Raw genomic sequence first — 26,103 nt, forward strand, 5'->3', positions numbered from 1 at the left:
GCACTTCAATTGAAGAGTGTGCTTGTTCGCTTGGAGACTCTGGGACCTGGATTCATTTGATCTGGTTGTCCTGAACAGAGTTTCGGTGGTCATAGCGTGAGGGAAACGCCCGGTTACATTCCGAACCCGGAAGCTAAGCCTTACAGCGCCGATGGTACTGCATGCGGGAGTGTGTGGGAGAGTAGGACGCCGCCGAACAATCTTTGAGGCCCTTGGCCTTCAGCGTGCATGCGCTGGAGGCCAAGGGCCTTTTGTTTTTCCCTCGTCCTTTGTTCCTTGTCCCTTTGTCCTCCACTGTCCCTCTCTTTTTCCTTCCGCTTTTCGAAGAGCGCTGTTCCACCGCCTGCGCGAGAATCGATGTGCAGGCACGCAGACAGGAGTCCTCATGTCCCCCAGCTCCTCCGACGACCGTGACCGCGGCCGTGCCGAACGCCGGCCCCGACAGTCCGCCCCGCGCAGCAGCGACGGCCGCGAGCGTGCTCGCGGGCCCAGGCGGGAGGACGGTGGCCGTGCCGGTGGAGGCTTCCGGCGCGATGAGCGAGGCGGCTCCTCCGGTGGCTTCCGCAGGGATGACCGCCGGGGTGACGAGCGACGGGGGGACGACCGCCGTCGGGACGACCGGCCGCGCGGTGAGCGGGGGTTCGACAACCGCGGGCGTGACGACCGCCGTGGACGTGCCGGTGGCCAGGGCGGCCCCGGCTTCCGTCGCGACGACCGCCGGGACGACAGGCGGGACGACCGTCGTGACGAGCGCGGCCCGTCCCAGCGCGGGGGAGACCCCCGCGGCCGAGACGGCGACCGTAGCCGGGACCGGGACAACCGCGACCGCGGTGACAACCGGGGACGTTCGGATTTCCGGCGTGATGACAGGGCCCGGGACGACCGGGGTCGTGACGACCGGGGCCGCCCCGAGCGGCGGGACGACCGGCGCGGGGGCTACCGGGGGGACCGGCCGCAGCGGGACGACCGCGATCGCGAACGTGCGCCGTATCGCCGGGACGACCGGGACGGGGGGAGGCCGCAGGGCGGCCGGGGGCCGCGTCGTGAGGACGACCGCGCGGGTCGGCGGCCGTACGGCCAGGGTGGCGGACGTGGAAGGGACGACCGGCGCGACGAGCGCCGCGGTGGCGGCTTCCGGCGGGAGGACAACCGTGGCGGCGGTGGCGGCTTCCGGCGTGGCGGGGACCGGGACCGGCCGCCGTACGGGCGCGGGGACCGGGACCGTGACCGGGGTGGCCGGGAGCGCCCGGACCGCGAGCCGCTGCGGCGGCTTCCGATCGACGAGGACGTCACCGGCGAGGAGCTGGACAAGGACGTCAAGCAGGAGCTGATGAGCCTGCCGAAGACGTTGGCGGAGGATGTCGCGCGCAACCTGGTGATGGTGGCGCGGTTGCTGGACGAGGAGCCCGAGCAGGCGTACGCGTACGCGAAGGTGGCGCTGCGGCTCGCGTCGCGGGTGCCGTCCGTGCGGGAGGCCGCCGGGTTCGCGGCGTACGGGGTGCAGAAGTACTCCGAGGCGCTGGCCGAGTTCCGGGCCGCCCGGCGGATGACCGGACTCCAGCACCTGTGGCCGGTGATGGCCGACTGCGAGCGTGGGCTGGGACGTCCGGAGAAGGCGCTGGCGATGGCGGGCGAGCCGGAGGTGCACAAGCTCGACAAGGCGGGGCAGGTCGAGATGCGGCTGGTTGCCGCCGGGGCCCGCCGTGACATGGGGCAGCCGGACGCCGCGGTGGTGACGCTGCAGAGCCCGGAGCTGGCCTCCAACTCCATACAGCCGTGGACGGCTCGGCTGCGCTACGCGTACGCGGACGCTCTGCTGGAGGTCGGTCGGCAGGACGAGGCACGCGAGTGGTTCGCCAAGGCGCTGGAGGCGGATCAGGGCGGGTTGACCGACGCCTCCGACCGGCTCGCTGAGCTGGATGGTGTGGAGTTCATCGACGCCCTTGACGAGGAGGCCGAGGACTTCGAGGCGGGCGAGGTGGACGAGGCGGCCGCCGGTGAGACGGAGTCCAAGGACTGAGTCCTGAGCAGCGCGCCGCAACGAAGCGCTGAAACGAAGAGCTGAAGCGAAGCGCCGCAACGAAGAGCTGAAGGGCGGACCCCGCGCGGGGTCCGCCCTTCAGCTCTTGGCTTTCGTCGACGGCCTACTGCCGGTGGTGCGGCCTACCTGTGCGGGGCGAGCGGGTTCTTCAGCGTGCCGGTCAGCTGGAGGGCGCCGGCCGGGTCCTGGAGGTCGACCATCTGCTGGTTGTTGCGCAGCTGGAGGCGGTTGAGGCAGGAGAGGGCGAACTCGTCGGCGAACAGGTCGTACCGGGCGTGGCGGGCCGCCAGGTGCGGGGTCGACTTCTGGTAGCTCTTCACCACGTCGGCCACCGTCGACCAGAAGGTCGCCTCGTCCAGTACGCCGGCGGCGTCGAGGGTGGGGGCGAGGAAGCGGAAGAAGCAGTCGAAGACGTCGGTGAACAGGGAGAGGATCTTCATGTCCTCGGGGACGTCGGCGCGGATGCGTTCCACCTCGGGCGGCAGTTCGGCGTCCTGGCTCATGACGGCGATCTCCTCGGCCAGGTCCTTGAAGAGCGCGCGGCGCGGGACGCCGTGCTCGTCCAGGACCAGGATCACGTTCTCGCCGTGCGGCATGAAGACCAGGTCATAGGCGTAGAACGAGTGCAGGAGCGGCGTCAGATAGGCGTGCAGATAGGAGCGGAGCCACTCGGTGGGCTCCAGGCCCGAGCCTTCGATGAGCGCGGCGGCGAGTGAGTTGCCGTCGCGGTCGATGTGCAGGAGCGACGCCATGGTGGCGGGCTTCTCGCCCTCGTTCAGGAACGGTATCGGGCTCTCACGCCACAGGGCGGCCAGCATTTTGAGGTAGGGGGAGCCCTTGGGGGCGGCTGCCTCGTAGGGGGCGGGGTGGTAGCCGACGGCGGCGCGTTCGCGCAGCACCCCCAGCCCGGTGTCGCGCAGGATCTCGTCGTCGGCCACCAGTTCGGCCAGCCAGTCGTTGATGGCGGGGGTGGCTTCCATGTAGGCGGCGGACAGCCCCCGGACGAAGCCCATGTTGAGGACCGACAGGGCGGTCTTCACATAGTGCTTGGCCGGGTTGGTGGCGTTGAAGAAGGTGCGGATGGACTGCTGGGCCAGGTGTTCGTCGTCGCCGTGGCCGAGGCAGACCAGATTGCGCTGGGCGATCTCGGCGGCGAAGGTCACCGACAGCTTGTTCCACCATTGCCAGGGGTGGACCGGCAGGAGGTAGTAGTCGTCCAACTCCAGGCCCTGCTCGGTCATGGCGGCGGAGAAGCGGCGCAGGGTGGCGGCGGACAGCTCGGTGAGGAGCAGTTTGTCGTAGCCGAGGTCCGAACAGGCGGTGAAGGTGGCGCGGTCACGGCGCGCGGCGACCCAGACCAGCCGTACCGGCGCGGCGGCCTCGGGGGCGTAGGCGCGGTACTCGGCGATGTCGAAGCCGAGGCGGCCGTTGTTGGCGACGAAGCAGGGGTGGCCCTCGGTCATGCCGGACTCGATGTCCTGGAAGCCGGCCGCGGCCAGCTGCGCCGCGGCGACCTCGGGGGCCGCCAGTTTGAAGGCGGTGCTGGCCAGGGTGGAGCTGATCTCCTCCAGATAGACGGGGAGGATCTCCTCGCCGAGTCCCAGCGTGGTGCGCAGCTCGGTGATGAAGGCGAGGGCGTCCAGCGGGAGTTCGGCGCCGTCGCGGTGCCGGGTGACGCTGTCGGCGTCGACCTGCCAGTGGTCGAGGGCGAAGCGGCGGGCGGTGAAGCGGTACTCGGTGGCGCCGTCGTCGGAGCGGACCGCGTAGCGGTTCTCGCCGTCGTCCAGCGGTGTCGGTCTCAGCAGTCGCTCGTGGCTGAACTCGGCCAGTGCCTTGCGGACGAGGAGCCGGGTGGCCCGGGCCCACCGTTCGGGGGTGAGATGGCTGACGGCGTCGTTCAGCTGGCTCTGCTGGCTCTGCTGGCTCTGCTGGCTCTGCTGGGTCTGCTGGGTCGGCAGGGGTGTGCTGGGGAGGGTCATGCGGAAGTCACTCCTGTGGCGGTCCGGAACTGCTCGCGGGTGCAGAAGCTGAGCAGTGCTTCCTTCTCCGGCTTGGTGAGGGTGGAATCGACCTGGAAGCCGACCGCTTCGTTGAGTGCGTGCACGGCGGTGTTGCGGACGTCGGGCTCGACGACGACGCGGTGGGTGTCCGGGTCGGAGAAGAGCATCGCCATGACGGTGGTGATGACGGCGCGGGTGAAGCCGTGGACGGGCTGCTCGGTGGGTGCGCACAGAAAGTGCATGCCGACGTCGCCGGGCTGGTGCGGGTAGAGCCCGGCCAGCTCCACATGGCGGGGGTCGTAGCGTTCCATGAGGAAGGCCGGCTCGCCGTTGTGAAAGCCGAGGAAGGCGTCGTGGTGCGCCGAGGCCGCGATGCTCATGAACTCGCGCTCCACCTGCGGCAGGGTGGCGTCCTGGAGCAGGTAGAAGGCGGATTTGGGGTGGGTCACCCAGCGGTGCAGCAGCTCGGCGTCGGTGAGCGCGTCGACGGGGCGGAGGGAGAAGGTGCCCAGCGCGTCGTCGACGCGGGTGAAGAGGGTGGTGTCCGCGGTGGTCACAGCGCTGCCTCCAGATCGGACGGGTCCGTCGCCGCCGGGGCGCGGTGGCTTCCCGAGGTCTCGTCGGTGGGTGCGCTGAACTCCTGGAAGGCGATGGACTTCTCGATCGGGTAGACCTCGCGGCCGAGCAGCTCGCGGATGATGCAGGAGTTGCGGTAGGCGGCCATGCCCAGGTCGGGGGCGACGAAGCCGTGGGTGTGCAGCTCCGCGTTCTGGACGTAGATCTGCCGGCCGGTGGTGTCGACGCTGTAGTCGCGGCGTACGTCGAAGCGGCCGCGGGCGTCCCACTCGATGCGGTCGGCGATCGGGTCGAGGAAGGCGGGCCGCTGGTAGCGGTAGCCGGTGGCCAGGACCAGCCCCTCCGTGGTGAGGCCGAAGTCGCGCTTCTGCTCCTCCTGGCGCAGCCCGAGGGTGTAGGTGCCGCTCGACTCGTCGTACGAGGCGTCGGTGAGCGCGGTGTTGGTCATCAGCCGGGTCGGGCAGGGCGAGCGGCGGTTCTTCTGGTAGAGCAGGTCGAAGATGGCGTCGATCAGCTCGGAGTTGATGCCCTTGTAGAGGTTCTTCTGCGAGGCGACCAGGCTGTCGCGGGTGTCGGGCGGGAGGGAGTGGAAGTAGTCCACGTACTCCGGCGAGGTCATCTCCAGCGTCAGCTTGGTGTATTCGAGGGGGAAGAACCGGGGGGAGCGGGTGAGCCAGGTGAGGGAGTAGTCGTACCTGTCGATGTCCTGGAGGAGGTCGTAGTAGATCTCCGCCGCGCTCTGGCCGCTGCCGACGAGGGTGATGCTCTTCTTCCGCTGGAGGGCTTCCTTGTGCTCCAGATAGCGGGAGTTGTGGATCAGGTCGCCGCCCAGGTTCTGGCAGGGCTCGGGGAGGTAGGGCGGGGTGCCGGTGCCCAGGACGAGTTTCCGGGTGCGGAAGGTGCGGTGCTCGCCGCCGGGCAGCTGCTCGGCGTGGACGGTGTAGAGGCCGTCGCTCTCGTCGTACTCCACGGTGGTGACGCGGTGGCCGAAGCGTACGGTCTCGCCGAGGCGGTCCGCGGCCCAGGCGCAGTAGTCGCTGAACTCGGCGCGGAGCGGATAGAAGCTCTCGCGTATGTAGAACGAGTACAGTCGGCCGGACTCCTTGAGGTAGTTGAGGAAGGAGAACGGCGAGGTGGGGTCGGCGAGCGTGACCAGGTCCGACAGGAACGGGGTCTGCAGCGTGCTGTCGTCCAGCATCATGCCGGGGTGCCAGTTGAACTCCGGCTTGTCGTCCAGAAAGACGCCGTCGAGCTCCGGTATCGGCGCGGTCAGACAGGCGAGGCCCAGGTTGAAGGGGCCCAGGCCGATGGCGACGAAATCGTGTACGGGCGCATCGGCCGGGCGGGCGCTGGAGGGAGTCACGTGGGGGCTCCGTGGGGGGTCGGTCAGCATGCCTGGGCGGCGCTGAGGGCGGGTGAGGGGGCAGCGGTCCGCTGGGCGGTCTGCTGCTCGGCGTACTGGTCGGCGTGTGCGGCGATCAGATCGAGGACCGTGGCGATGTCGGCCAGCGAGGTCTCCGGGTTGAGCAGGGTGAACTTGAGGTAGTGGCGGCCGTCGACCACGGTTCCGGCGACGATGGCCTCGCCGGAGGCGAACAGCGCGTCGCGGGCGTACAGATTGGCCCGGTCGGTCAGCGTCTCCTCGTCCCCGCCCTGGGACCGCTGCCGTTCCGGCGGCAGATAGCGGAAGACGAGGGTGGAGAGCTGAGGCTCGACGACGACCTCGAACCGCTCGTCGCCCGCCAGCAGTCGCCAGGCGTCGGCGGCGCGGTCGACGACCTCGTCGAAGAGCTCACCGAGCGCGTCGGCGCCCATCACACGCAGCGTCATCCAGAGCTTGAGCGCGTCGAACCGGCGCGTGGTCTGGATCGACTTGTCGACCTGATTGGGTATCTCCTTCTCCACGCTGCGCGCCGGGTTGAGGTAGTCGGCGTAGTAGGTGACATGGCGCAGCGTGTCCCGGTCGCGTACCAGTACGGCGCTGGAGCTGACCGGCTGGAAGAAGGACTTGTGGTAGTCGACCGTCACCGAGTCGGCGCGCTCGACACCGTCCAGCAGCGCGCGGCGGCGCTGCGAGGTGAGCAGGCCGCAACCGTAGGCGGCGTCCACGTGCAGCCACACGCCCGCCTGCTCACACAGCTCGGCGAGGGCGGGCAGCGGGTCGATGCTGCCGAAGTCGGTGGTGCCCGCGGTGGCGACGACGGCCATCACCGTCTCTCCCGCGCGCTCGCAGCGCTCCATCAGGTCGGCCAGCGCGTCGACGCGCATCCGGCGCTGCTCGTCGCAGGGCACCGGGACGACGGCCTCGGGGCCCAGGCCCAGCAGAACGGCTGACTTCTCGATGCTGAAGTGGCTGCACTCGGAGGTCAGAATGCGCAGCTTCGGCAGGATCTGCGGAGTGCTCAGCGCCGTCTCGGAGTTCTTGCGTACCAGACGGCAGGTCTCCTCGCGGGCGAGCAGCAGGGCCTGAAGGTTGGACTGGGAGCCTCCGCTGGTGAAGATACCGTCGGCCGAGGGGCCGAAGCCGATGCGCTGCGCGGTCCATTCGACCAGGCGGCGCTCGATCAGGGTGCCGCCCGCGCTCTGGTCCCAGGTGTCCAGCGAGGAGTTGACGGCCGCGATGACGGCCTCGCCGAGCACGGCCGGTATGACCACGGGGCAGTTGAGGTGCGCGAGATAGCGCGGGTGGTGGAAGTAGACGGCGTCGCGGAGGTATACGCGCTCCAGTTCGTCCAGCGCCTCGCTCGCTGTGCCCAGGGGTTTCTCCAGATCCACAGCGGAGACGGTGGGGGCGAGCTCGGCCGGCGTGACGCCGGTGAACGGCTGTTCGGCGTCGGCGAGTTTGGCGGCGACCCGCTCGACGCCGTGCGTGAGGGAGCGCCTGTAGTGCTCCGCTGTCCTGTCGTTGAGCAGGTGGGACCTGCTGCTCATGAAGTGTCCTCCTGACACGGACGTGGCACACCGCGCGACTCGCGCGGTCAGGTAAGGCTAGCCTAACCAGTTCCACTCGTCGGCATGCAAGGGGGCCCCGGCGGCCGCATCGAGGGGCCCGGAGGCGGGACCGTGGGCCGAAAACCGGGGCCCGGGACAGGAGGGCCTCCGAGACATGCGGGCCTGGACAGAGAGTCGGACGGAGGCGGCGGTCAAGAAGGCCAGGAGCCAGGATGGCCAGGTAGGTCAGGAGAGGGTGCGGAGCACCAGACCGGTCGCGGGCTTGGGGCCGAAGGAGGTGGACTTGCGGGGCATCGTGATGCCCTGTTCGGCCAGCCCCCGCACCGTCGACTCCGGAACGGACCGCAGCAGTACGGCCGTACCGCCGTGCGCCGCCGCCTGCTCCACGGCCGCCTCGACGTGGTGCAGATAACCGATGTCCTCGGGGCGGTCGGGTACCTGCCAGATGGTGTCCAGCAGGGTCGAGTGCAGCACCGTGGCGTCCAACTGCCGCCAGGCCACCGGCTGCCGCGCATCGACCGTACGGGCCAGCAGCGCGGGGGAGGGCCGGTCGAGCAGGTGGAAGACGCCCTCGCCCTCGGTCAGCAGGAACGCGTTCCCCGCCGTGTCCTCCAACTCCTCCAGCGCCTCGTCCAGCGGCGCCTCCAGCGTACGGACGCGGAAGGCGCCGTCCTGTCCGTACGCGGCGCCCGCCCGGTCGAGGAGGTCGAGGGCGCGCTTGAGCGGAAGTCTGGGCAGCACCCGGTGGATGGCCCGCACCTGGAGGGGGTACCGCGCCGTGTCGACCAGCAGGACCAGGCCGTAGTCCCACGGCGATTCCCCGGCAGAGCCGCCCTGCTCGGCACGCAGCCGCAGATAGGTCGCCCAGCGGTGGTGGCCGTCGGCGATCAGGGCGCTGTGCCGGGAGAGTTCGGCGTCCACCTCGGCGAGTTCGGCCGGGTCCGTGACGGCCCACAGCCGGTGTGCGAAGCCGTCCTCGGTGGTCGTCGCCATCAGCGGCGCGTCGCGCGTCGCGTGCTCGATGACCGCGGTCGCACCGGTGCGGGTGCCGTCGCCGCGGTAGGACAGCAGCAGCGGCTCGGGGTTGGCGGCCATCTCGCGCATCAGATCGGCACGGTCGGCGACGACCTCGTCTATCACTCCCTCGTGCGGAAGGACGACGCCCTCCTCGGGTGCCGACAGCCGCAGGGCGCCGATGAGACCGCGCTGCAGCAGATCGCCCTTGCGCTGCTCGTAGACGTACAGCGCAGGGTGCGGATCGCGGGCCAGCACCCCGTCGGCCTGCCAGCGGCGCAGTGTCTCGGCCGCCTGGCGGTGCCGGGCCGCCGGGTCCTCGGTCTGCGGGAGGATGAGCCGCACGATGTTGTACGGGTCCGCCGTCTCCAGATGCCGCAGCCCATCCGGCCTGACCACCACGTCGTACGGCGGCGAGGTGACGGCAGCGAGGCTGCTGACCCTCTCCGGCGCATAGCGCAGCCCCCGGAACGGGGCGAGTCTCAGTCCTCGGACGGTCATCTGTGCATGGTATGCCCGTGCCCGTCACCCGGTGGAGCGGGGCACAGGGGGCGCAGGGGTGCGGAGCGGGCGGGGGTGTACGAGAGGATCGTCCACGGCGCCAGGCCGGTCACGGCCTGCGCGTACCCCGGGAGAGAGCACAAGGAGCGACCCCTCATGCACCACAGCCCCGCCGGCGACAGCCCCGCTGCCGACGCCCCCGTGGCCGACACCCCCGCGACAGCACCGTCGGCGGGCCCGGGGGCCGGTGGGAGCGCGCTGCACACCGCCTACGACACGGCACTGCTGGACCTGGACGGGGTCGTGTACGCCGGGGGAGAGGCCGTGCCGCACGCGGTCGACTCGCTGGCGGCGGCGCGCGAGAGCGGTCTGCGGCTGGCGTATGTGACGAACAACGCCGCCCGCACCCCGCAGACCGTCGCGGCGCATCTGACGGAGTTGGGGGTGCCCGCGAAGGCGGACGAGGTCGTCACTTCCGCGCAGGCCGTCGCCCGCCTGATCGCCGAGCGGGTGCCGCGGGGCGCGCGCGTACTGGCTGTCGGCGCCGACGGGTTGCGGGTCGCGCTGAAGGAGCGGGGGCTGACGGTCGTCGAGACGGCCGACGAGGAACCCGCGGCCGTGGTGCAGGGATACGGCGGGCCCACCATGGAGTGGGGGCGGCTGATCGAGGCGGCGCTCGCCGTGCAGCGCCAAGTGCCCTGGTTCGCTTCCAACGCCGATCTGACGATCCCCAGCGGGCGGGGCATCGCGCCGGGCAACGGCTCGGCGGTGGAAGTCGTCCGCATCGCCACCCGGTGGATGCGGACGCCGCCCGAGCCCATCGTCGCGGGCAAGCCGCTGCCGCCCATGCACCGGGAGTCCATCCTGCGCACCGGCGCGCGGCGGCCGTTGGTGGTCGGCGACCGGCTCGACACCGACATCGAGGGGGCGCACGCGGGGCGCGTGGACTCGCTTCTCGTACTGACCGGAGTGACCGACGCCGCCCAACTGCTCGCCGCCCGGCCGGTGCACCGGCCCACCTACGTGGCCCGCGACCTGCGGGGCCTGCTGGAGCCCCAGCCGCAGGTGACGGGGGACGCCGATGCGGGGTTCAGCTGCGGTGGCTGGACGGCGCACGTGGACGCGGAGCAGCTGACACTGCGGGGCGACGGCGATCCGATGGACGGGCTGCGCGCCCTGTGCGGGGCGGCCTGGACGGCGGCGGGGGCCGGGGAGTGCCGCCTGGATCCGGACAAGGCTCTGGCCCGGCTCGGGTTGTGAGGCCCGAGCCGGGCCGGTGCCTCAACCGGCGGAGCCCGCGAGGGCCTCCGCCACCAGCTGCTCCTCCGTCGCGCCCAGTCGCCAGTAGCCGGTGAACTTCACAGCGCGGCGGTCGAATCCGCGCTCGCCCACCAGGTGCCGCCGCAGCGCCTTGACGGTGCCTGCCTCCCCCGCGAGCCAGGCGTACGGCGTGCCCGACGGCAGCTGAGCGCCGCGTACGGACTCGACCATCCGCTCCGACCGGGAAGCGGTGGCCGCTTCGTCCCGTACCAGCCAGGTGATCCGCGCGTCCGAGAGGGTCGGCAGGTCCTGGACGTCCTCGCGGTGCGGAACTTCCGCGAAGACCTGGACCGGCATTCCGGCCGGCAGCCACTCCAGGATGGCGCCGATGGCGGGCAGCGCCGTCTCGTCGCCGCTCAGCAGCACCCAGTCGGTGCCCTCGGGCGGCCGGAAGTCGACGCCGGCGTTGTCCTCGACGACCGGCCCGAGCAGTGTCACCCGGTCCCCGGGCATGGCCCGCAGCGCCCAGCGGGAGGCCGGGCCGGTCTCGCCGTGCAGCGCGAAGTCGACGTCCAGCTCGTCCGCCCCCGGCCTCCCGCCGGAGGGTGCCCCCAGGGCGTACTCGCTGCCCCTGCGCAGCGCCCGCACGGTGTAGCTGCGCATGATTCCGCGGATGCTCTCGTCCATGGCGCGCCACTCGGTGAACCAGTTCTCACCGGCGTCCACCGGCACCACGGGCGCGGTCTGCCCGGGCTGCGGCAGGAACAGTTTGAAGCGCTGGTCCCGGCCGCCGGAGGCGAAACGATCCAGCTTCTCGCCCCCGAAGGTGACGCGCAGCATGGTCGGACCCAGCCTGCGGGTGCGTACGACGTGCAGTTCGAAGAACTCGAACGGAACGGTGGAGGGCGCGGACTGCGCCGTGCTGACCGTGCTCATCGTGTCTGCTCCTGACGAAGTGGATGGATTCGGCGGTGCGCGGGTGCGTGCGCGGGGTGGGCCGGGACCGTCAGCGGACGGGGCGGTGCCTCAGCGGACCTTCTTGGCCTTCTCGATCGCCTCCGCGAGGTCCTCCAGCAGCGGTGCGGCGCCCGCGTAGGAGAAGCGCGGTTCGGCTGCCCATCCGGCGACCTGGCCCGCCTTGACGGCCGGCAGATCGTTCCAGGACGGCTTCGACTTGAGGGCCTTGGGCTGCAGGGACTGGGTGCGGTTGTCCAGAATGATCAGGTCGGCCTTGTACTTGTCGGCGTTCTCCCAGCTCAGTTCCTCGAAGAAGCCCTGCTTGCTGAGCTTCTCGGGCTTCACGAGGTCGACGCCGAGCTGCTTGAAGTACTGCAGGTCGGTGCTGGCGTCGGGGTCGGATACGTAGAACAGGTCGGGCGCCCCGGCGGCGGCCATGACGCGGATGCCGCTCTTGGCGGCCTTGCGCACCCGTTCGGCCGCCTTCTCGAAGCGGGCCTTGGCGTCCGTGACGGACTTGGCCTTCACATCCGCGCCCAGGGACTCGGCGAGCTTCGCGTACTGCCGGATGACCTCGTCCATCGGGATGCCCGCCGCCTTCATGGCCACCTGGGGCGCGAGCTTGTAGATCTTGTCCTTGCTCTCGTCCGGGACGTAGAAGAGCGCGTCCTTGAGGTACATGTTGCTGATCAGCAGCTGGGGACGGAGCTTGGCGTACTTCTCCAGGTCGAACTCGCCGAACGCGTTGCCGATGATCTTCACCTTGGAGATGTTCATCTCGCCGGCGAGCACATCGGGCTCGCCGTTCTTCTTCTTGGTCGGGCCGAAGACGCCGACGACCTTGTCGCGCACGCCGAAGTCCCACAGCGCGGCGGCGGTGGCCGTGTAGGCGACGATCCGCTCGGGAACGGCGTCCAGGGTGACCTTCTTCTCGCGGCCGTCGGTGAAGGACCAGCCCTTGCCCTTCGAGTCATCACCCGAACCGGAGCCGGAGTCACTTCCGCAGGCGGCGAGCAGTGCGCCGAGACCGGCGGCGCCGCCCGCGGCCAGCAGACCGCGGCGTGAAAGGTGGGACACAGGGGAGGAGCTGGGCATTTTTTCTGGCCTTCTCTCGACGTACGGGGGACGAGCCGCGGGCAGCCGCGGACGTACAAGCGGGGCGGCCGTGGGGCCGAGTTCGCAGTTAGGCTAACCTAACCAAAGTTGTTGTTGTCCAGTGGCCGGGCACCCCGATTTCCCCGGCCCCGACCGGAGCGCGTACGTGACTCTCACCAAGTCCCCGCAGGTCCAAGGGGGTTCAGCGGCCGGGCAGGAGCAGTCGGCGGCCGGCCAGGAACAGCCCGTCCGCGCCCGGGCCCCGCTCGCGCGGGCCGCCGGGCTGCTGGCCGCCGCACTCGTCCTGCTGCTCGTCGTCTTCCTCAGCCTCGCCTTCGGCGCCCGTCCGCTCTCGCTGGGCGAGGCGTGGTCGGGGCTCGTCGACAGCGGCTCGGCGAGCTACACCGTCGTCCACGAGATGCGACTGCCGCGCACCCTCCTCGGCCTGCTCGCCGGTGCCGCGCTCGGACTGGCGGGCGGCGTCATGCAGGCGCTCACCCGCAACCCGCTGGCCGACCCCGGCCTGCTGGGCATCAACGCGGGCGCCGCGGCCGCCGTCGTCACCGCCATCTCCTTCTTCGGTGTCGCCGGATACACCGGCTACATCGGCTTCGCCTTCCTCGGCGCCGCCGCCGTCTCCGTCCTCGTCTACGCCGTCGGCGGCGGGCGCGGCGCCACCCCGGCCCGGCTCGCCCTCGCGGGCACGGCTTTGAACGCCGCGCTGATCTCGTACGTGAGCGCCGTTCAGCTCCTGGACACCGCCTCGCTGGACCGGATGCGGTTCTGGATGGTCGGCTCGCTCGCCCGCGCCCAGGACGCGACGGTCGTCTCGGCGCTGCCCTTCATCGCCGTCGGCGCCCTGATCGCGCTGATCCTGGCCCGGCCGCTCAACGCCCTCGCCCTCGGCGACGACGCGGCACGCGCCCTCGGCTCCCGGCCCGCCCGGACCCGCGCCGCCGCCATCGTGTCCATCACCCTGCTGTGCGGCGCCGCCACCGCCGCCTGCGGCCCCATCGTCTTCGTCGGGCTGATGGTGCCGCACATGGTGCGTGCGCTCACCGGCCCCGACCAGCGCTGGATGCTGCCGTACTGCGCGGTCCTGGCGCCCGTGCTGCTGCTCGGCGCCGACATCCTCGGCCGCGTCCTGGGCCGGCCCAGCGAACTCCAGGTCGGCATCGTGACCGTCGTGGTGGGCGGCCCGTTCTTCCTCTACTTCGTACGCAGGCGGAGGGTGGCCCACGCATGAGCCTCACCCCGACCCGGGAAAGCGTCATCCGCACCCCCGGCGGCCTCTCCGTCAACTACCGGCCGCGCGCCCTGCTCGTCGGCGTCGGCTGCCTGGCGCTCGCGCTCGTCGCCGCCGTGTTCGCGATCGGCAGCGGCGAATACCCGATGGCGCCCGGCGACGTCGTGCGCACCCTGCTCGGAGGGGGCGACCCGGCCGACGCCTTCATCGTCAACGAACTACGGCTGCCCCGTACCGTGACCGCGCTGCTCGTCGGAGCCGGCCTGGGACTGTGCGGCGCCGTCTTCCAGGCCGTCGTCCGCAACCCGCTCGGCAGCCCCGACATCCTCGGCTTCACCAACGGGGCCGCGGCCGGAGCGCTGTTGGTCATCTTCCTCGCCGGCGGCAGCAGCGCACTGCTGGCGGGCGGCGCCGTCGCCGGTGCCGTCGTCACCGGCACGCTGATCTACGCCCTCGCCTGGAAGCGCGGCATGCACGGCTACCGGCTGGTGCTCGTCGGGGTCGGCGCCACCGCCATCCTGACCGGTGTCAACAGCTATCTCATCACCCGCGCGGGCATCACCGAGGCCTCCCGGGCCGTGCTGTGGATGACCGGAAGCCTGGACGGGCGCGGATGGAACGACGTCATGCCGCTGATCTGCGGCATGGTGGTGCTCGTCCCGCTGGTGCTGCTCGGCTGCGGACGCGCCCTGCGGATGATGGAGATGGGCGACGACGCCGCCTACGCGCTCGGCGTCCGCGTCGAACGCGTCCGGCTCACGCTGTTGGCGGCCGGGGTGCTGTTGGTGGCGCTGTCGGCCGCCGCGGCGGGACCCGTCTCCTTCGTCGCGCTGACCGCGCCCCAGCTCGCCCGGCGGCTGACGAAGGCGCCGGGCCCCAATCTGCTGCCCTCCCTGTGCATGGGCGCCGCACTGCTGATCTGCGCCGACCTGGTGGCCCAGCGGGCCTTCGGAGAGCACCAGCTCCCCGTCGGCGTGATCACCGGAGTGCTGGGCGGCGGATACCTGGTGTGGCTGCTGGCCACCGAGCGCAGGGCGGGGCGGATATGAGGGAGTCGAACGTTCCGGTCGCGGTCGCCGGCCCACCGCCGGACCCTCGCCGTCATGGCGCGGCGCCGTCGGGGCGGAATCGTTTGGGCCGCAATGACCACGTCCGGCCCGGACCCACTGAGGAAAGCACGCACACAACGGAGGCGGGGAAACGATGAAGACCGCGACGGAGAACAAGGAGCCGGCCTCCGACGGCGCTGCCACGGCGAGCGGCGAGCCCCGGCTGACCGGGAACGGACTCACCCTCGCCTACGACCAGCGCACCATCGCCCGCGCGCTCGACGTCGCCGTGCCCGACCAGTCGTTCACGGTCGTCGTGGGCCCCAACGCCTGCGGCAAGTCGACGCTGCTGCGCGCCCTCTCGCGGATGCTCAAGCCCACCGAGGGGCGGGTGCTCCTGGACGGCAACGACATCGCGGGCATGCCCGCCAAGGCGCTGGCCCGCACCCTGGGCCTGCTGCCCCAGTCGTCCACCGCGCCCGACGGGATCACCGTCGCCGACCTGGTGGCCCGGGGTCGCTACCCGCACCAGGGGCTGTTGCGCCAGTGGTCGCGGGACGACGAGCGGGTGGTGGCCGCCTCCATGGCGGCGACCGGCGTCGACGGCCTCGGTGACCGCTTCGTGGACGAACTCTCCGGCGGCCAGCGGCAGCGTGTATGGATCGCGATGGCGCTGGCCCAGCAGACGCCGTTGCTGCTGCTGGACGAGCCCACCACCTATCTCGACATCGCGCACCAGATCGAGATTCTCGATCTGTGCGCGCGGTTGCACGAGGAGGAGGGCCGCACGCTCGTCGCCGTGCTGCACGACCTCAACCACGCCGCCCGCTACGCCACCCATCTGATCGCCATGCGGGACGGCCGCATCGTCGCGCAGGGGGAGCCCGGTGAGGTGGTCACCTCGAAGCTGGTCGAGGAGGTCTTCGGGATGCCCTGCCGCGTCATCGACGACCCGGAGACCGGCACTCCGCTGGTGGTGCCCGCGGCGCGGCGTTGAGCCGTCGGACCCGGGGGTCTGTCACACCCGGGAGGTAGCGTCGGGGCATGAGCGAGTTCGCGCAGGGACCCGGGCACGGGCACGCCCCCACCCCCGAGCAGCACCTCTCGGCAGGCGGCACCGAGCGGTACGACGAGACGGCGCAGCACCAGCAGCCGCACGGGCGGGGCGAGCAGGCCCCGGCAGCCGAGGTCGGGCAGGCCCCGCCGGCGCCCGCCGAAGGTGCCGAGGGCGCCGGCGGCGACCAGGAGCCGGCCGGCCAGGCCGACGAAGCTGGCGAAGCCGAGGAAGCCGAAGTCGACGACGGCCCGCGACCCCTCGGTGTGGGTGTGCGCCCCACCGGGTACGGCGCCGTCGACGCCCAGCTCAAGCGGCTGGAGGACGCCGACCACCTCGCCGTCTCCGGCCATCCGGAGGTGTACGAAGATGTCCACCGCGGCCTGCGCGAGAGCCTGGCCGCGCTGGACCGTCCTCACACACCCCGGAGCTGAGCCGTGGCACGACGCCGACTCGACGCGGAGCTGGTGCGCCGCAATCTCGCCCGTTCACGGGAGCACGCCGGCCAGTTGATCGCCGCGGGGCGGGTCACGGTCGGGGGCAATGTGGCCGCCAAACCGGCCACCCAGGTCGAGACCAGCGCCGCCCTGGTCGTCAAGACCGACGAGAGCGATCCGGACTATGTCTCCCGTGGCGGCCACAAGCTCGCCGGGGCGCTGGAGGCCTTCATGCCGCGCGGGCTGCGGGTGGCGGATCGGCGCGCGCTGGACGCGGGGGCCTCCACGGGCGGCTTCACCGACGTGCTGCTGCGCGCCGGTGCGGGCCACGTCGTCGCCGTGGACGTGGGCTACGGGCAGCTCGCCTGGTCCCTGCGGAGCGACTCCCGGGTCACCGTCAAGGACCGCACCAATGTCCGGGAACTGACGTTGGAGGACATCGGCGGCGAGCCGGTGGAACTCGTCGTCGGTGATCTGTCGTTCATCCCCCTGGGGCTCGTGCTGCCCGCGCTGGTCCGCTGCGCCGTACCCGAGGCGGATCTGGTTCTGATGGTGAAACCACAGTTCGAAGTGGGCAGGGAACGGCTGGGCAGCGGCGGTGTCGTGCGCAGCCCCCAGCTGCGTGCCGAGGCCGTGCGTACGGTCGCCGGACACGCGGCGGCCCTGGGTCTGGGCGCGCTGGGCGTCACCTCGAGCCCACTGCCCGGGCCTTCGGGAAACGTCGAATACTTTCTGTGGCTGCGCGCCGGGGCCGACGACCTCGACCCGGCCGAAGTCGAGCGAGCGGTGGCGGAGGGGCCCAAGTGACCGAGGACAGCCGAGCTACCCAGCCAGCACAGCCCCCGGTGTCCGGTCGGGGGAGCGCCCGGGACGCCGCCGCCGAGGACGGGGACCGCACGGTCTTCCTCCTCGCGCACACGGGCAGACCCGCCGCCGTGCGCAGCGCCGAACTGGTCGTCCAGGGGCTGCTGCGCTGCGGGATCGGGGTGCGGGTGCTCGTCGACGAGGCAGTCGATCTGCCGCTGCCCGACCGGGTGCAGACGGTGACGGCCAAGCCGGACGCCGCCGAGGGCTGCGAGCTGCTGGTGGTACTCGGCGGTGACGGGACACTGCTGCGCGGTGCCGAGTTCGCCCGGGCCTCGGGGGTGCCGATGCTCGGCGTCAACCTCGGCCGGGTCGGCTTCCTCGCGGAGGCCGAGCGGGACGATCTGGACAAGGTCGTGGACCGGGTCGTCTCCCGCGCCTACGAGGTCGAGGAGCGGATGACCCTCGATGTGCTGGTGCGCAACGGCGGCCACGGCACGCACAGCCCGGGCGGCGGCCACATCGTGCACGCCGACTGGGCGCTCAACGAGATCTCCGTCGAGAAGGCGGCCCGCGAGCGGATGCTGGAGGTCGTCATCGAGGTCGACGGCCGTCCCGTCTCCAGCTTCGGCGGCGACGGCGTGGTGTGCGCCAGCCCCACCGGATCCACGGCGTACGCCTTCTCCGCCGGTGGGCCCGTGGTGTGGCCCGAGGTGGAGGCGCTGTTGATGGTGCCGATCAGCGCCCACGCGCTGTTCGCCAAGCCCCTGGTGACCGCGCCCGATTCGGTGCTGGCCGTCGAGGTGCAGCCGCAGACGCCGCACGGGGTGCTGTGGGCCGACGGGCGGCGCAGTGTCGAGCTGCCGGCCGGTGCCCGGGTGGAGGTGCGGCGCGGCGCGGTGCCGGTGCGGCTGGCGCGGCTGCACCACGCGTCTTTCACAGATCGCTTGGTGGCCAAGTTCGCTCTTCCGGTTACGGGCTGGCGAGGGGCGCCCCGGTAGCTTTCGCCGCTGAATTGCTTTCCCGGCGAAGCTTGGGCACCCTGCCCCCAGCCTTCGGTCGGGAGGTGCCCGCAGCCTCCCTGTCGGGGTACTGGTGTGGCGGCGGGGAGGAGACCTCGTATGGTCGTATCCGTGTTGGAGGAGATGCGGATCAAAGCCCTGGGCGTGATCGACGACGCCGTTGTCGAGCTGTCGCCCGGCTTCACCGCGGTGACCGGCGAGACCGGAGCCGGTAAGACCATGGTCGTCACGAGCCTCGGGCTGCTGCTCGGAGGGCGTGCCGATGCCGGGCTCGTCCGGGTCGGTGCCAAATCGGCCCTCGTGGAGGGCCGGATCGCTCTCGCGCCGGGCGCTGCGGCCGCGCGTCGCGCCGAGGAGGCGGGCGCCGAGCTCGACGAGGGCGCCCTGCTGGTCAGCCGGACGGTCTCGGCCGAAGGCCGCTCGCGGGCGCACGTGGGCGGCCGTTCGGTGCCGGTCGGGCTGCTGGCGGAGCTGAGTGACGATCTGGTGGCCGTGCACGGCCAGACCGACCAGCAGGGCCTGCTGCGGGCTGCGCGGCAGCGCGAGGCGCTGGACCGCTACGCGGGTCGCGCCGTGGCCCGGCCGCTGGCCGCCTACCAGGAGGCCTACCGCAGGCTGCGTACCGTCACGGCCGAGCTGACCGAGCTGACGACGCGTGCCCGCGAGCGCGCACAGGAAGCGGACATGCTCCGCTTCGGTATCCAGGAGGTGGAGGCCGCCGACCCCCGGCCCGGTGAGGACGTCGAACTCGCGGCCGAGGCCGAACGGCTGGGCCACGCCGAGGCACTGGCCTCGGCCGCCACCACCGCGCACGGCGCGCTGGCCGGCGACCCCGCCGACCCGGAGGGCGTCGACGCCGCCACCCTCGTCGGCGGTGCCCACCGCGCCCTGGAGGCGGTCCGCTCGCACGACCCGGCGCTGGCCGCGCTGGCCGAGCGGCTGGGCGAGGTGCACATCCTGCTCTCCGACATCGCGGGCGAACTCGCCGGATACGCCGACAACCTGGACGCCGACCCGCTCCGCCTCGCCGCCGTCGAGGAGCGCCGGGCCGCGCTCGGGCAGCTGACCCGCAAGTACGGCGAGGACATCACCGCCGTGCTGGTCTGGGCCGAGCACAGTGCCGAGCGGCTGGCGGAGCTGGAGGGCGACGACGACCGGATCGGCGAACTGGGTGCCGAGCGGGACGCGCTCCGGGCCGAACTCGCCTCGCTCGCCCGTACGCTCACCGAGGCGCGCGCGGACGCCGCCAAGCGGTTCGCGGACGCGGTCACCGAGGAGTTGACCGAGCTGGCCATGCCGCACGCCCGCGTCACCTTCGAACTCAAGCACACCGAGGACCCGGAAGGGCTCGACGTCGACGGGCGCATCCTGGCCTTCGGGCCGCACGGCACCGACGAGGTCGAGCTGCTGCTCGCCCCGCACCCGGGCGCCCCGCCCAGGCCCATCGCCAAGGGCGCCTCCGGTGGCGAGCTGTCCCGGGTGATGCTCGCCGTGGAGGTCGTCTTCGCCGACTCCGATCCGGTGCCGACCTATCTCTTCGACGAGGTGGACGCCGGCGTCGGTGGCAAGGCGGCGGTCGAGGTCGGCCGCAGGCTGGCGCGGCTGGCCAAGTCGGCGCAGGTGGTGGTGGTCACGCATCTGCCGCAGGTGGCCGCGTTCGCCGACCGCCATCTGGTGGTGCAGAAGACCGACGACGGCTCGGTGACCCGCAGCGGTGTACAGGCCATGGAGGGCGAGGACCGGGTGCGCGAGCTGTCCCGGATGCTCGCCGGTCAGGAGGACTCCGAACTCGCCCGCGCGCACGCCGAGGAACTCCTGGAAGCGGCTCGCACCGGTATGTGACGACCGACGGCCGAGCATGGACCCCGTACCGGCAGCGGGGCGCCTTGTCGCACAAAGGAGCGTGTGCACTTCTTGAGGGGCGCGTGGCTGATTTACGAGCGCCGTCACTCGTGTGAGTGAGACCGTCAGGTCCGCGCCCTGCTGTGGCGGCTCGTCGGGCCGTACGGCGGCGCGCTGGGTCGCCCTCGCCTGGCATCCTGGGCAGGCCCCGCCCCGACCGACCCAGGGAGTCCGCCTGCCGTGAGCCCGAGCCGTCCCCACGCGCCGCGTCGGCCTGCGGTCGGCGCGCGCCCGCCGCACGCCGTGCACGTGCTCGGCGGCGGCCCGGTGACCGACGGGGCCGAGGCACCCTCGGCGCGTACGGCGGCGCACATGCGCTCCCTCGCCCAGGGACTGATCGCACGCGGGGTGCGGGTGACCGTGTGCACCCGCCACGACGGCGCGCTGCGGCACGCCTTCACGGAGACCGGAGCGGCGTTCGCCGCCCTGCCGGGCCGTACGGAGGCGGACGCGGCGGCCCGGCTGCGCACCGTCTGCGCCGACGCCGACCTGGTCCATGCGCACGGCCTGCGGGCCGGACTGCTGGCGGCCCTCGCGCTCGGCGGCCGGCGCGGCGAGCTGCCGCTCGTCGTCACCTGGCACGCCCTGCCGTGGCGGGCCCGGCCCGAGCACACCTCCCGTGCGGACGCCGCCCGCGAACTGGTGACCCGGCTGCTCGTACGGCGGTTGGCCCGCGCCGCCACCGTCGTCCTCGGCGCCACCACCGAACTGGTCGACATGGCGCGCCGCAGCGGTGCCCGCGACGCGCGGCTCGCCCAGGCCCCCATCCCGCTGACCGGGGCCGCGCAGCAGCCGGAGGAGGAGAGCGCGGACGACGGGCAGATGCTGCGGCACAAGACACGCGCGGGCATGGGCGCCCTGGATCGCCCCTTGGTCGTCGCCGTCGGCAGGCTGGACCGGCAGCTGGGCCACGACACCGCGCTGACGGCCTCACGGGCCTGGCGCGGACTGACCCCCGCGCCGCTGCTCGCCATCGCGGGAGAAGGCCCCGAGAGGGCCGCGCTGCAGCGCCGTATCGACGAGGAGAAGCTGCCCGTACGGTTGCTGGGGAGGCGCAGCGACGCGCTGCGACTGCTGGCGGGCGCCGACATCGCCCTGTTGCCTGCCCGCTGCTGGGGCCACTCGCTCGTGGCGCAGGAGGCCCTGCGGGCGGGGGTGCCGCTGGTCGCCGCCGACGGCGGCGGGGTACCGGAGCTCGTCGGCTCCGCCGCCGTGCTGGTGCCCTGCGGGGACGCCGACTCGCTGTCCTCGGCCGTGCTCGGTCTGCTCGCCGATCCCGGTCGGCGCGCCGAGCTCGCCGCGGCGGGTCGCGCCCAGGCGCGGACCTGGCCCACCGAGGACCAGGTGGCCGCGCAGGTGCTGACCGTCTACGACGAGCTTCTGGGCTGACCGTCGCACGATGCGTCGCCCCGCAGGGTGGGCTGCGCTTTCCCACCCTGCTCCCTGGGAGTGCCCCCGGACGGAGTCTGGGGGGCAGTCTGCAACACGCAGAAAGGGGACCCTCGAAATCAGACTCCGTACGCGCCCGACGCCGTCAGCCGCAGGGCCGTGTCGATCAGCGGCACATGGCTGAACGCCTGCGGGAAGTTGCCGACCTGCCGCTGGCGGGCCGAGTCCCACTCCTCGGCGAGCAGGCCCACGTCGTTGCGCAGGGCCAGCAGCTTCTCGAACAGCTTCCGGGCCTCGTCCACCCGCCCGATCATCGCCAGGTCGTCGGCGAGCCAGAACGAGCAGGCCAGGAAGGCACCTTCCTCACCCTCCAGCCCGTCCACGTTCTCCGCCGCGCCGTCGGCGCCCCCCTCGCTGCTGGTGGGGTAGCGCAGCACGAAGCCGTCCTCGGTCGTCAGCTCCCGCTGGATGGCCTCGATGGTGCCGATGACCCGCTTGTCGTCCGGCGGCAGAAAGCCCATCTGCGGGATCAGCAGCAAGGAGGCGTCCAGCTCCTTGGAGCCGTAGGACTGGGTGAAGGTGTTGCGCTCCTTGTCGTAGCCCTTCTCGCAGACCTGGCGGTGGATCTCGTCCCGCAGGGCGCGCCAGCGCTCCAGCGGCCCGTCCACGTCACCGGACTCGATGAGCTTGACCGTACGGTCGACGGCCACCCACGCCATCACCTTCGAGTGCACGAAGTGCCGGCGCGGGCCGCGCACCTCCCAGATGCCCTCGTCCTTCTCCTCCCAGTGGTTCTCCAGATAGCCGATCAGCTTGAGCTGGAGGAGCTGGGCGTAGTCGTTGCGCGCCAGGCCCGTCATATGGCCCAGGTGCAGCGCCTCGACCATCTCGCCGTACACATCGAGCTGGAGCTGGCCGGCGGCGCCGTTGCCCACCCGCACCGGCTTGGAGCCCTCGTACCCCGGCAGCCAGCTCAACTCGGCCTCGGACAGCTCACGTTCGCCCGCGATGCCGTACATGATCTGGAGGTTCTCCGGGTCGCCCGCCACCGCGCGCAGCAGCCATTCGCGCCAGGCGCGCGCCTCCTCACGGTAGCCGGTGCGCAGGAGGGAGGAGAGGGTGATGGCCGCGTCCCTGAGCCAGGTGAAGCGGTAGTCCCAGTTGCGCATCCCCCCGATCTCCTCGGGCAGCGAGGTGGTCGGCGCGGCCACGATCCCGCCGGTGGGCGCGTAGGTCAGCGCCTTGAGCGTGATCAGCGAGCGGACCACGGCCTCCCGGTAGGGCCCGTGGTACGTGCAGGTCTCCACCCACTCGCGCCAGAAGTCCTCGGTGGTGCGCAGCGCCTCCTCCGGCTCCGGAAGCTCCGGCGCGGCCCGGTGGGAGGCCTCCCAGCTGATGGTGAACGCCACCCGGTCGCCCGGGCCGACGGTGAAGTCGGAGTAGGTCGTCAGGTCCTTGCCGTAGGTGTCGGCCTCGGTGTCCAGCCAGACCGAGTCCGGCCCGGCCACGGCCACCGTGCGGTTTCCCGCCTTGTGCACCCACGGCACGACCCAGCCGTAGGAGAACCGCATCCGCAGCGCCGAGCGCATCCGCACCCGCCCGCTGACGCCCTCCACGATCCGCACCAGCTGCGGTGCGTGGTTCTCGCGCGGAGGCATGAAGTCGATGATCCGGACGGTACCCCGCGGGGTGTCCCACTCCGATTCCAGCACCAGGGAGTCCCCCCGGTAGCGGCGGCGGTCGGCCCGTGGCGGGTCCCCGCCGGCCGGGTGGGCGGGGCCCACCCGCCAAAAGCCGTGCTCCTCGGTGCCGAGCAAGCCGGCGAACACCGCATGGGAGTCGAAGCGGGGGAGACAGAGCCAGTCGACCGAGCCGTCTCTGCCGACAAGGGCCGCTGTCTGCATATCCCCGATGAGTGCGTAATCCTCGATGCGCCCAGCCACGTGCATCTCCAGTCGAACGAACAACGAACTGCGACGCCCCCGCGGGACGTGCTGGATGACCTGTGCGTTTCTGCCTGTTCCCAGGCAAGTGTCCGTGAAGGATACGACGCAGCGAACCCTTCCGCTCGACGGTCGGCTGAGTCCGACTGCGCCGATTAGGTGACCTTCGCTACCGCGTTCACCTGCTGCGACTCCCTTGTCACCCTGGGCCGCGCCCAGCCCTTGGCGGACCCGGGCGCGAGTGGCGGCAAGCGCACCGGTCCGGCGGCACTGTTACGCTGGTAGCCCGTGGAGCGGTGGGCGAGCGAACGCGTTGTGTTCGAGACGACAGCCCCCCGAACCGCAGCGAGGCCACCTCGGGAAGCCCTTCAGGACACTCCCAGGATGCCAGCCTCCGCACCCCACCAAGCGACCACGGGAGCCCCCTCTTGGCCATGCCGCCTACGTCCATGACGACCAAGCACCTCTTCGTCACCGGGGGTGTCGCCTCCTCGCTCGGCAAGGGGCTCACCGCCTCCAGCCTGGGCGCGCTCCTGAAGGCGCGCGGCCTGCGGGTCACCATGCAGAAGCTCGACCCCTATCTGAACGTCGACCCGGGCACGATGAACCCCTTCCAGCACGGTGAGGTGTTCGTCACCAACGACGGCGCCGAGACCGATCTGGACATCGGCCACTACGAGCGCTTCCTCGACGTCGACCTCGACGGCAGCGCCAACGTGACCACGGGCCAGGTCTACTCCACGGTCATCGCCAAGGAGCGGCGCGGCGAGTACCTGGGCGACACCGTGCAGGTCATCCCGCACATCACCAACGAGATCAAGCACCGCATCCGCCGGATGGCCACCGACGACGTGGATGTCGTGATCACCGAGGTCGGCGGCACCGTCGGCGACATCGAGTCGCTGCCCTTCCTGGAGGCCGTCCGCCAGGTGCGGCACGAGGTCGGGCGCGACAACGTCTTCGTCGTGCACATCTCGCTGCTTCCCTACATCGGGCCCTCCGGCGAGCTGAAGACCAAGCCCACCCAGCACTCGGTCGCCGCGCTGCGCAACATCGGCATCCAGCCGGACGCCATCGTGCTGCGGGCCGACCGCGACGTGCCCGTCTCCATCAAGCGGAAGATCGGGCTGATGTGCGACGTGGACGACGCCGCCGTGGTCGCCTGCAAGGACGCCCGCTCCATCTACGACATCCCCAAGGTCCTGCACACCGAGGGCCTGGACGCCTACGTCGTGCGCAAGCTGGACCTGCCCTTCCGCGACGTGGACTGGACCCAGTGGGACGACCTGCTGCGCCGCGTCCACCAGCCCGACCACGAGGTGACGGTCGCGCTGGTCGGCAAGTACATCGACCTGCCCGACGCCTATCTGTCGGTCACCGAGGCGCTGCGCGCGGGCGGCTTCGCCAACCGGGCCCGCGTCAAGATCAAGTGGGTCACCTCCGACGACTGCCGCACTCCCGAGGGCGCCAAGCGGGAGCTCGGGGACTGCGACGCCGTCTGCATCCCCGGCGGCTTCGGCGAACGTGGCGTGGACGGCAAGGTCGGCGCCATCACCTACGCCCGTGAGAACCGCGTCCCGCTGCTCGGCCTCTGCCTGGGCCTGCAGTGCATCGTGATCGAGGGCGCCCGCAACCTGGCCGGTATCAAGGACGCCAACTCCACCGAGTTCGACCAGTCCACCGCGCACCCGGTGGTCTCCACCATGGAGGAGCAGCTCGACATCGTCGCCGGTGAGGGCGACATGGGCGGCACCATGCGGCTGGGCATGTACCCGGCCAAGCTCGCCGAGGGCTCCATCGTGCGCGAGACCTACGGCGGCGAGCCCTACGTCGAGGAGCGCCACCGCCACCGGTACGAGGTCAACAACCACTACCGCACCGAGCTGGAGAAGAAGGCCGGGCTGGTCTTCTCCGGCACCTCGCCCGACAACAAGCTGGTCGAGTACGTCGAGTACCCGCGCGAGGTCCACCCCTATCTGGTGGCCACCCAGGCCCACCCGGAGCTGCGCTCCCGCCCGACCCGCCCGCACCCGCTCTTCGCCGGCCTGGTCAAGGCCGCCGTCGAACGCCAGCAGGGAGAGTGAGCGCCATGGCCAGCCGTATCGCCGACACTCCCCAGGAGTGGGAGGTCACCGCGACCTCCACCCCGTTCCAGGGCAACAAGACCGGGGTCCGCACCGACCGGGTCGTCATGCCCGACGGCTCCGTCGTCAGCCGTGACTACCAGACCCACCCCGGGTCGGTCGCCATCCTGGCCCTCGACGACCAGGACCACGTACTGGTCCTCAGCCAGTACCGGCACCCCGTCCGCGAGAAGCTGTGGGAGATTCCGGCCGGGCTGCTCGACGTGCCCGGCGAGAATCCGCTGGCGGCGGCGGAGCGGGAGCTGTACGAGGAGGCCCACGTCAAGGCGGAGGACTGGCGCGTCCTCGTCGACGTCTACACCTCGCCCGGCGGCACCGACGAGGCCGTACGGATCTTCCTGGCCCGCCAGCTGTCCGAGGTGGAGGGCGAGCGCTTCGAGGTCTCCGAGGAGGAGGCCGAGATGGAGCTGGCCAGGGTGCCGCTGGAGGAGTTGGTGCGGGGCGCGCTCGCCGGGCAGCTGCACAACAACTGCCTGGTGGTCGGGTGCCTGGCGCTGAGCGCCGCGCTGAGCAGCGGCGGTGGCCTGGGCGCGCTGCGGCCCGCTCAAGCTCCGTGGCCCGCGCGGCCCTTCGACCCGATGTGACCCTCCCTCCCCGGCCCCGTCCCGGTCAGGGGCGGGGCGGGGGGAAGGTCACCTGAGCCGATGTGGTGATTTTCGGGACGGGCGCGGCCGCCATGGGCGCCGGTGCGCACCACGCGGTGAACTACGCTCGCAG

20 protein-coding genes and 1 rRNA gene are annotated in these 26,103 nt (G+C 71.7%); 13 read left to right on the forward strand and 8 right to left on the reverse strand.

The features are described from left to right. Positions 1-81 precede the first annotated feature (81 nt). Positions 82-198: ribosomal RNA gene (rrf, locus tag JW613_RS33130) — 5S ribosomal RNA — on the forward strand. 187 nt (positions 199-385) lie between these two features. Then, positions 386-2,020, forward strand: coding sequence for a tetratricopeptide repeat protein (locus JW613_RS36995; RefSeq protein WP_280635264.1), 1,635 nt, complete (start codon positions 386-388; stop codon positions 2,018-2,020). A gap of 143 nt (positions 2,021-2,163) precedes the next feature. Here JW613_RS36995 and JW613_RS33140 read toward each other — a convergent pair whose 3' ends face one another. The 5 genes from JW613_RS33140 to JW613_RS33160 form a co-directional block, all read right to left on the reverse strand. Further along, positions 2,164-4,020, reverse strand: coding sequence for an IucA/IucC family protein (locus JW613_RS33140; protein WP_209214569.1), 1,857 nt, complete (start codon positions 4,018-4,020; stop codon positions 2,164-2,166). Beyond that, complete coding sequence (locus JW613_RS33145; RefSeq protein WP_209214570.1) at positions 4,017-4,598, reverse strand: GNAT family N-acetyltransferase; 582 nt, start codon at positions 4,596-4,598, stop codon at positions 4,017-4,019. The genes JW613_RS33140 and JW613_RS33145 overlap by 4 nt, the downstream gene beginning before the upstream one ends. Then, positions 4,595-6,010 (reverse strand): lysine N(6)-hydroxylase/L-ornithine N(5)-oxygenase family protein, encoded by a 1,416-nt coding sequence (locus JW613_RS33150; RefSeq protein WP_209214571.1) that lies wholly within the window; start codon positions 6,008-6,010, stop codon positions 4,595-4,597. The genes JW613_RS33145 and JW613_RS33150 overlap by 4 nt, the downstream gene beginning before the upstream one ends. Continuing rightward, entirely contained in the window at positions 6,004-7,548 is a 1,545-nt protein-coding gene (locus JW613_RS33155; RefSeq protein ID WP_209214572.1) for a pyridoxal phosphate-dependent decarboxylase family protein, read from the reverse strand. Before JW613_RS33155 ends, JW613_RS33150 begins: the two co-directional genes overlap by 7 nt. Before the next feature lie 246 nt (positions 7,549-7,794). Further along, on the reverse strand, positions 7,795-9,084 hold the full coding sequence (locus JW613_RS33160) for a DUF1015 family protein (protein WP_209214573.1): 1,290 nt from the start codon (positions 9,082-9,084) through the stop codon (positions 7,795-7,797). A gap of 156 nt (positions 9,085-9,240) precedes the next feature. On the opposite strand from JW613_RS33160, the gene JW613_RS33165 reads away from it, so the two are divergent. After that, positions 9,241-10,344, forward strand: coding sequence for an HAD hydrolase-like protein (locus JW613_RS33165; RefSeq protein WP_209214574.1), 1,104 nt, complete (start codon positions 9,241-9,243; stop codon positions 10,342-10,344). Between the two features lie 21 nt (positions 10,345-10,365). On the opposite strand, the gene JW613_RS33170 is transcribed toward JW613_RS33165, so the two are convergent. Both JW613_RS33170 and JW613_RS33175 read right to left on the reverse strand, forming a co-directional pair. Continuing rightward, positions 10,366-11,280, reverse strand: a complete 915-nt coding sequence (locus tag JW613_RS33170) for a siderophore-interacting protein (protein ID WP_209214575.1) — start codon at positions 11,278-11,280, stop codon at positions 10,366-10,368. Between the two features lie 90 nt (positions 11,281-11,370). Further along, positions 11,371-12,396 (reverse strand): ABC transporter substrate-binding protein, encoded by a 1,026-nt coding sequence (locus tag JW613_RS33175; protein ID WP_209214576.1) that lies wholly within the window; start codon positions 12,394-12,396, stop codon positions 11,371-11,373. Between the two features lie 166 nt (positions 12,397-12,562). Here JW613_RS33175 and JW613_RS33180 point away from each other — a divergent pair, with 166 nt between their 5' ends. The 8 genes from JW613_RS33180 to JW613_RS33215 all read left to right on the forward strand — a co-directional run bounded on the left by JW613_RS33180 (position 12,563) and on the right by JW613_RS33215 (position 21,299). Continuing rightward, positions 12,563-13,642 (forward strand): FecCD family ABC transporter permease, encoded by a 1,080-nt coding sequence (locus JW613_RS33180; RefSeq protein WP_209214577.1) that lies wholly within the window; start codon positions 12,563-12,565, stop codon positions 13,640-13,642. After that, positions 13,639-14,691: a FecCD family ABC transporter permease gene (locus JW613_RS33185; RefSeq protein ID WP_209214578.1), complete on the forward strand. Its 1,053-nt coding sequence runs from the start codon at positions 13,639-13,641 to the stop codon at positions 14,689-14,691. Before JW613_RS33180 ends, JW613_RS33185 begins: the two co-directional genes overlap by 4 nt. Positions 14,692-14,845: 154 nt before the next feature. After that, positions 14,846-15,688, forward strand: coding sequence for an ABC transporter ATP-binding protein (locus JW613_RS33190; RefSeq protein ID WP_209214579.1), 843 nt, complete (start codon positions 14,846-14,848; stop codon positions 15,686-15,688). 47 nt (positions 15,689-15,735) lie between these two features. After that, positions 15,736-16,179, forward strand: coding sequence for a hypothetical protein (locus JW613_RS36200; RefSeq protein WP_245226734.1), 444 nt, complete (start codon positions 15,736-15,738; stop codon positions 16,177-16,179). Between the two features lie 3 nt (positions 16,180-16,182). Then, complete coding sequence (locus JW613_RS33200) at positions 16,183-16,989, forward strand: TlyA family RNA methyltransferase (protein ID WP_209214580.1); 807 nt, start codon at positions 16,183-16,185, stop codon at positions 16,987-16,989. A 38-nt stretch (positions 16,990-17,027) separates the two neighbouring features. Then, positions 17,028-17,987 (forward strand): NAD kinase, encoded by a 960-nt coding sequence (locus JW613_RS33205; protein ID WP_209214612.1) that lies wholly within the window; start codon positions 17,028-17,030, stop codon positions 17,985-17,987. A gap of 120 nt (positions 17,988-18,107) precedes the next feature. Further along, entirely contained in the window at positions 18,108-19,850 is a 1,743-nt protein-coding gene (gene recN / locus JW613_RS33210; protein ID WP_209214581.1) for a DNA repair protein RecN, read from the forward strand. Positions 19,851-20,090: 240 nt separating this feature from the next. Beyond that, a complete protein-coding gene (locus JW613_RS33215) occupies positions 20,091-21,299 on the forward strand; it encodes a glycosyltransferase family 4 protein (protein WP_209214582.1) in 1,209 nt (402 codons plus the stop codon). A gap of 119 nt (positions 21,300-21,418) precedes the next feature. Here the strand turns inward: JW613_RS33215 and JW613_RS33220 are convergent, their stop codons facing one another. Then, positions 21,419-23,248, reverse strand: a complete 1,830-nt coding sequence (locus JW613_RS33220) for a glycoside hydrolase family 15 protein (protein WP_099879266.1) — start codon at positions 23,246-23,248, stop codon at positions 21,419-21,421. Positions 23,249-23,676: 428 nt separating this feature from the next. On the opposite strand from JW613_RS33220, the gene pyrG reads away from it, so the two are divergent. After that, positions 23,677-25,326 (forward strand): CTP synthase, encoded by a 1,650-nt coding sequence (gene pyrG, locus JW613_RS33225; protein ID WP_099879264.1) that lies wholly within the window; start codon positions 23,677-23,679, stop codon positions 25,324-25,326. Between the two features lie 5 nt (positions 25,327-25,331). Beyond that, on the forward strand, positions 25,332-25,970 hold the full coding sequence (locus JW613_RS33230; RefSeq protein WP_209214583.1) for an NUDIX domain-containing protein: 639 nt from the start codon (positions 25,332-25,334) through the stop codon (positions 25,968-25,970). Positions 25,971-26,103 lie beyond the last annotated feature (133 nt).

It is taken from the genome of Streptomyces smyrnaeus (genome assembly GCF_017676345.1).
Lineage (GTDB): Bacteria > Actinomycetota > Actinomycetes > Streptomycetales > Streptomycetaceae > Streptomyces > Streptomyces smyrnaeus.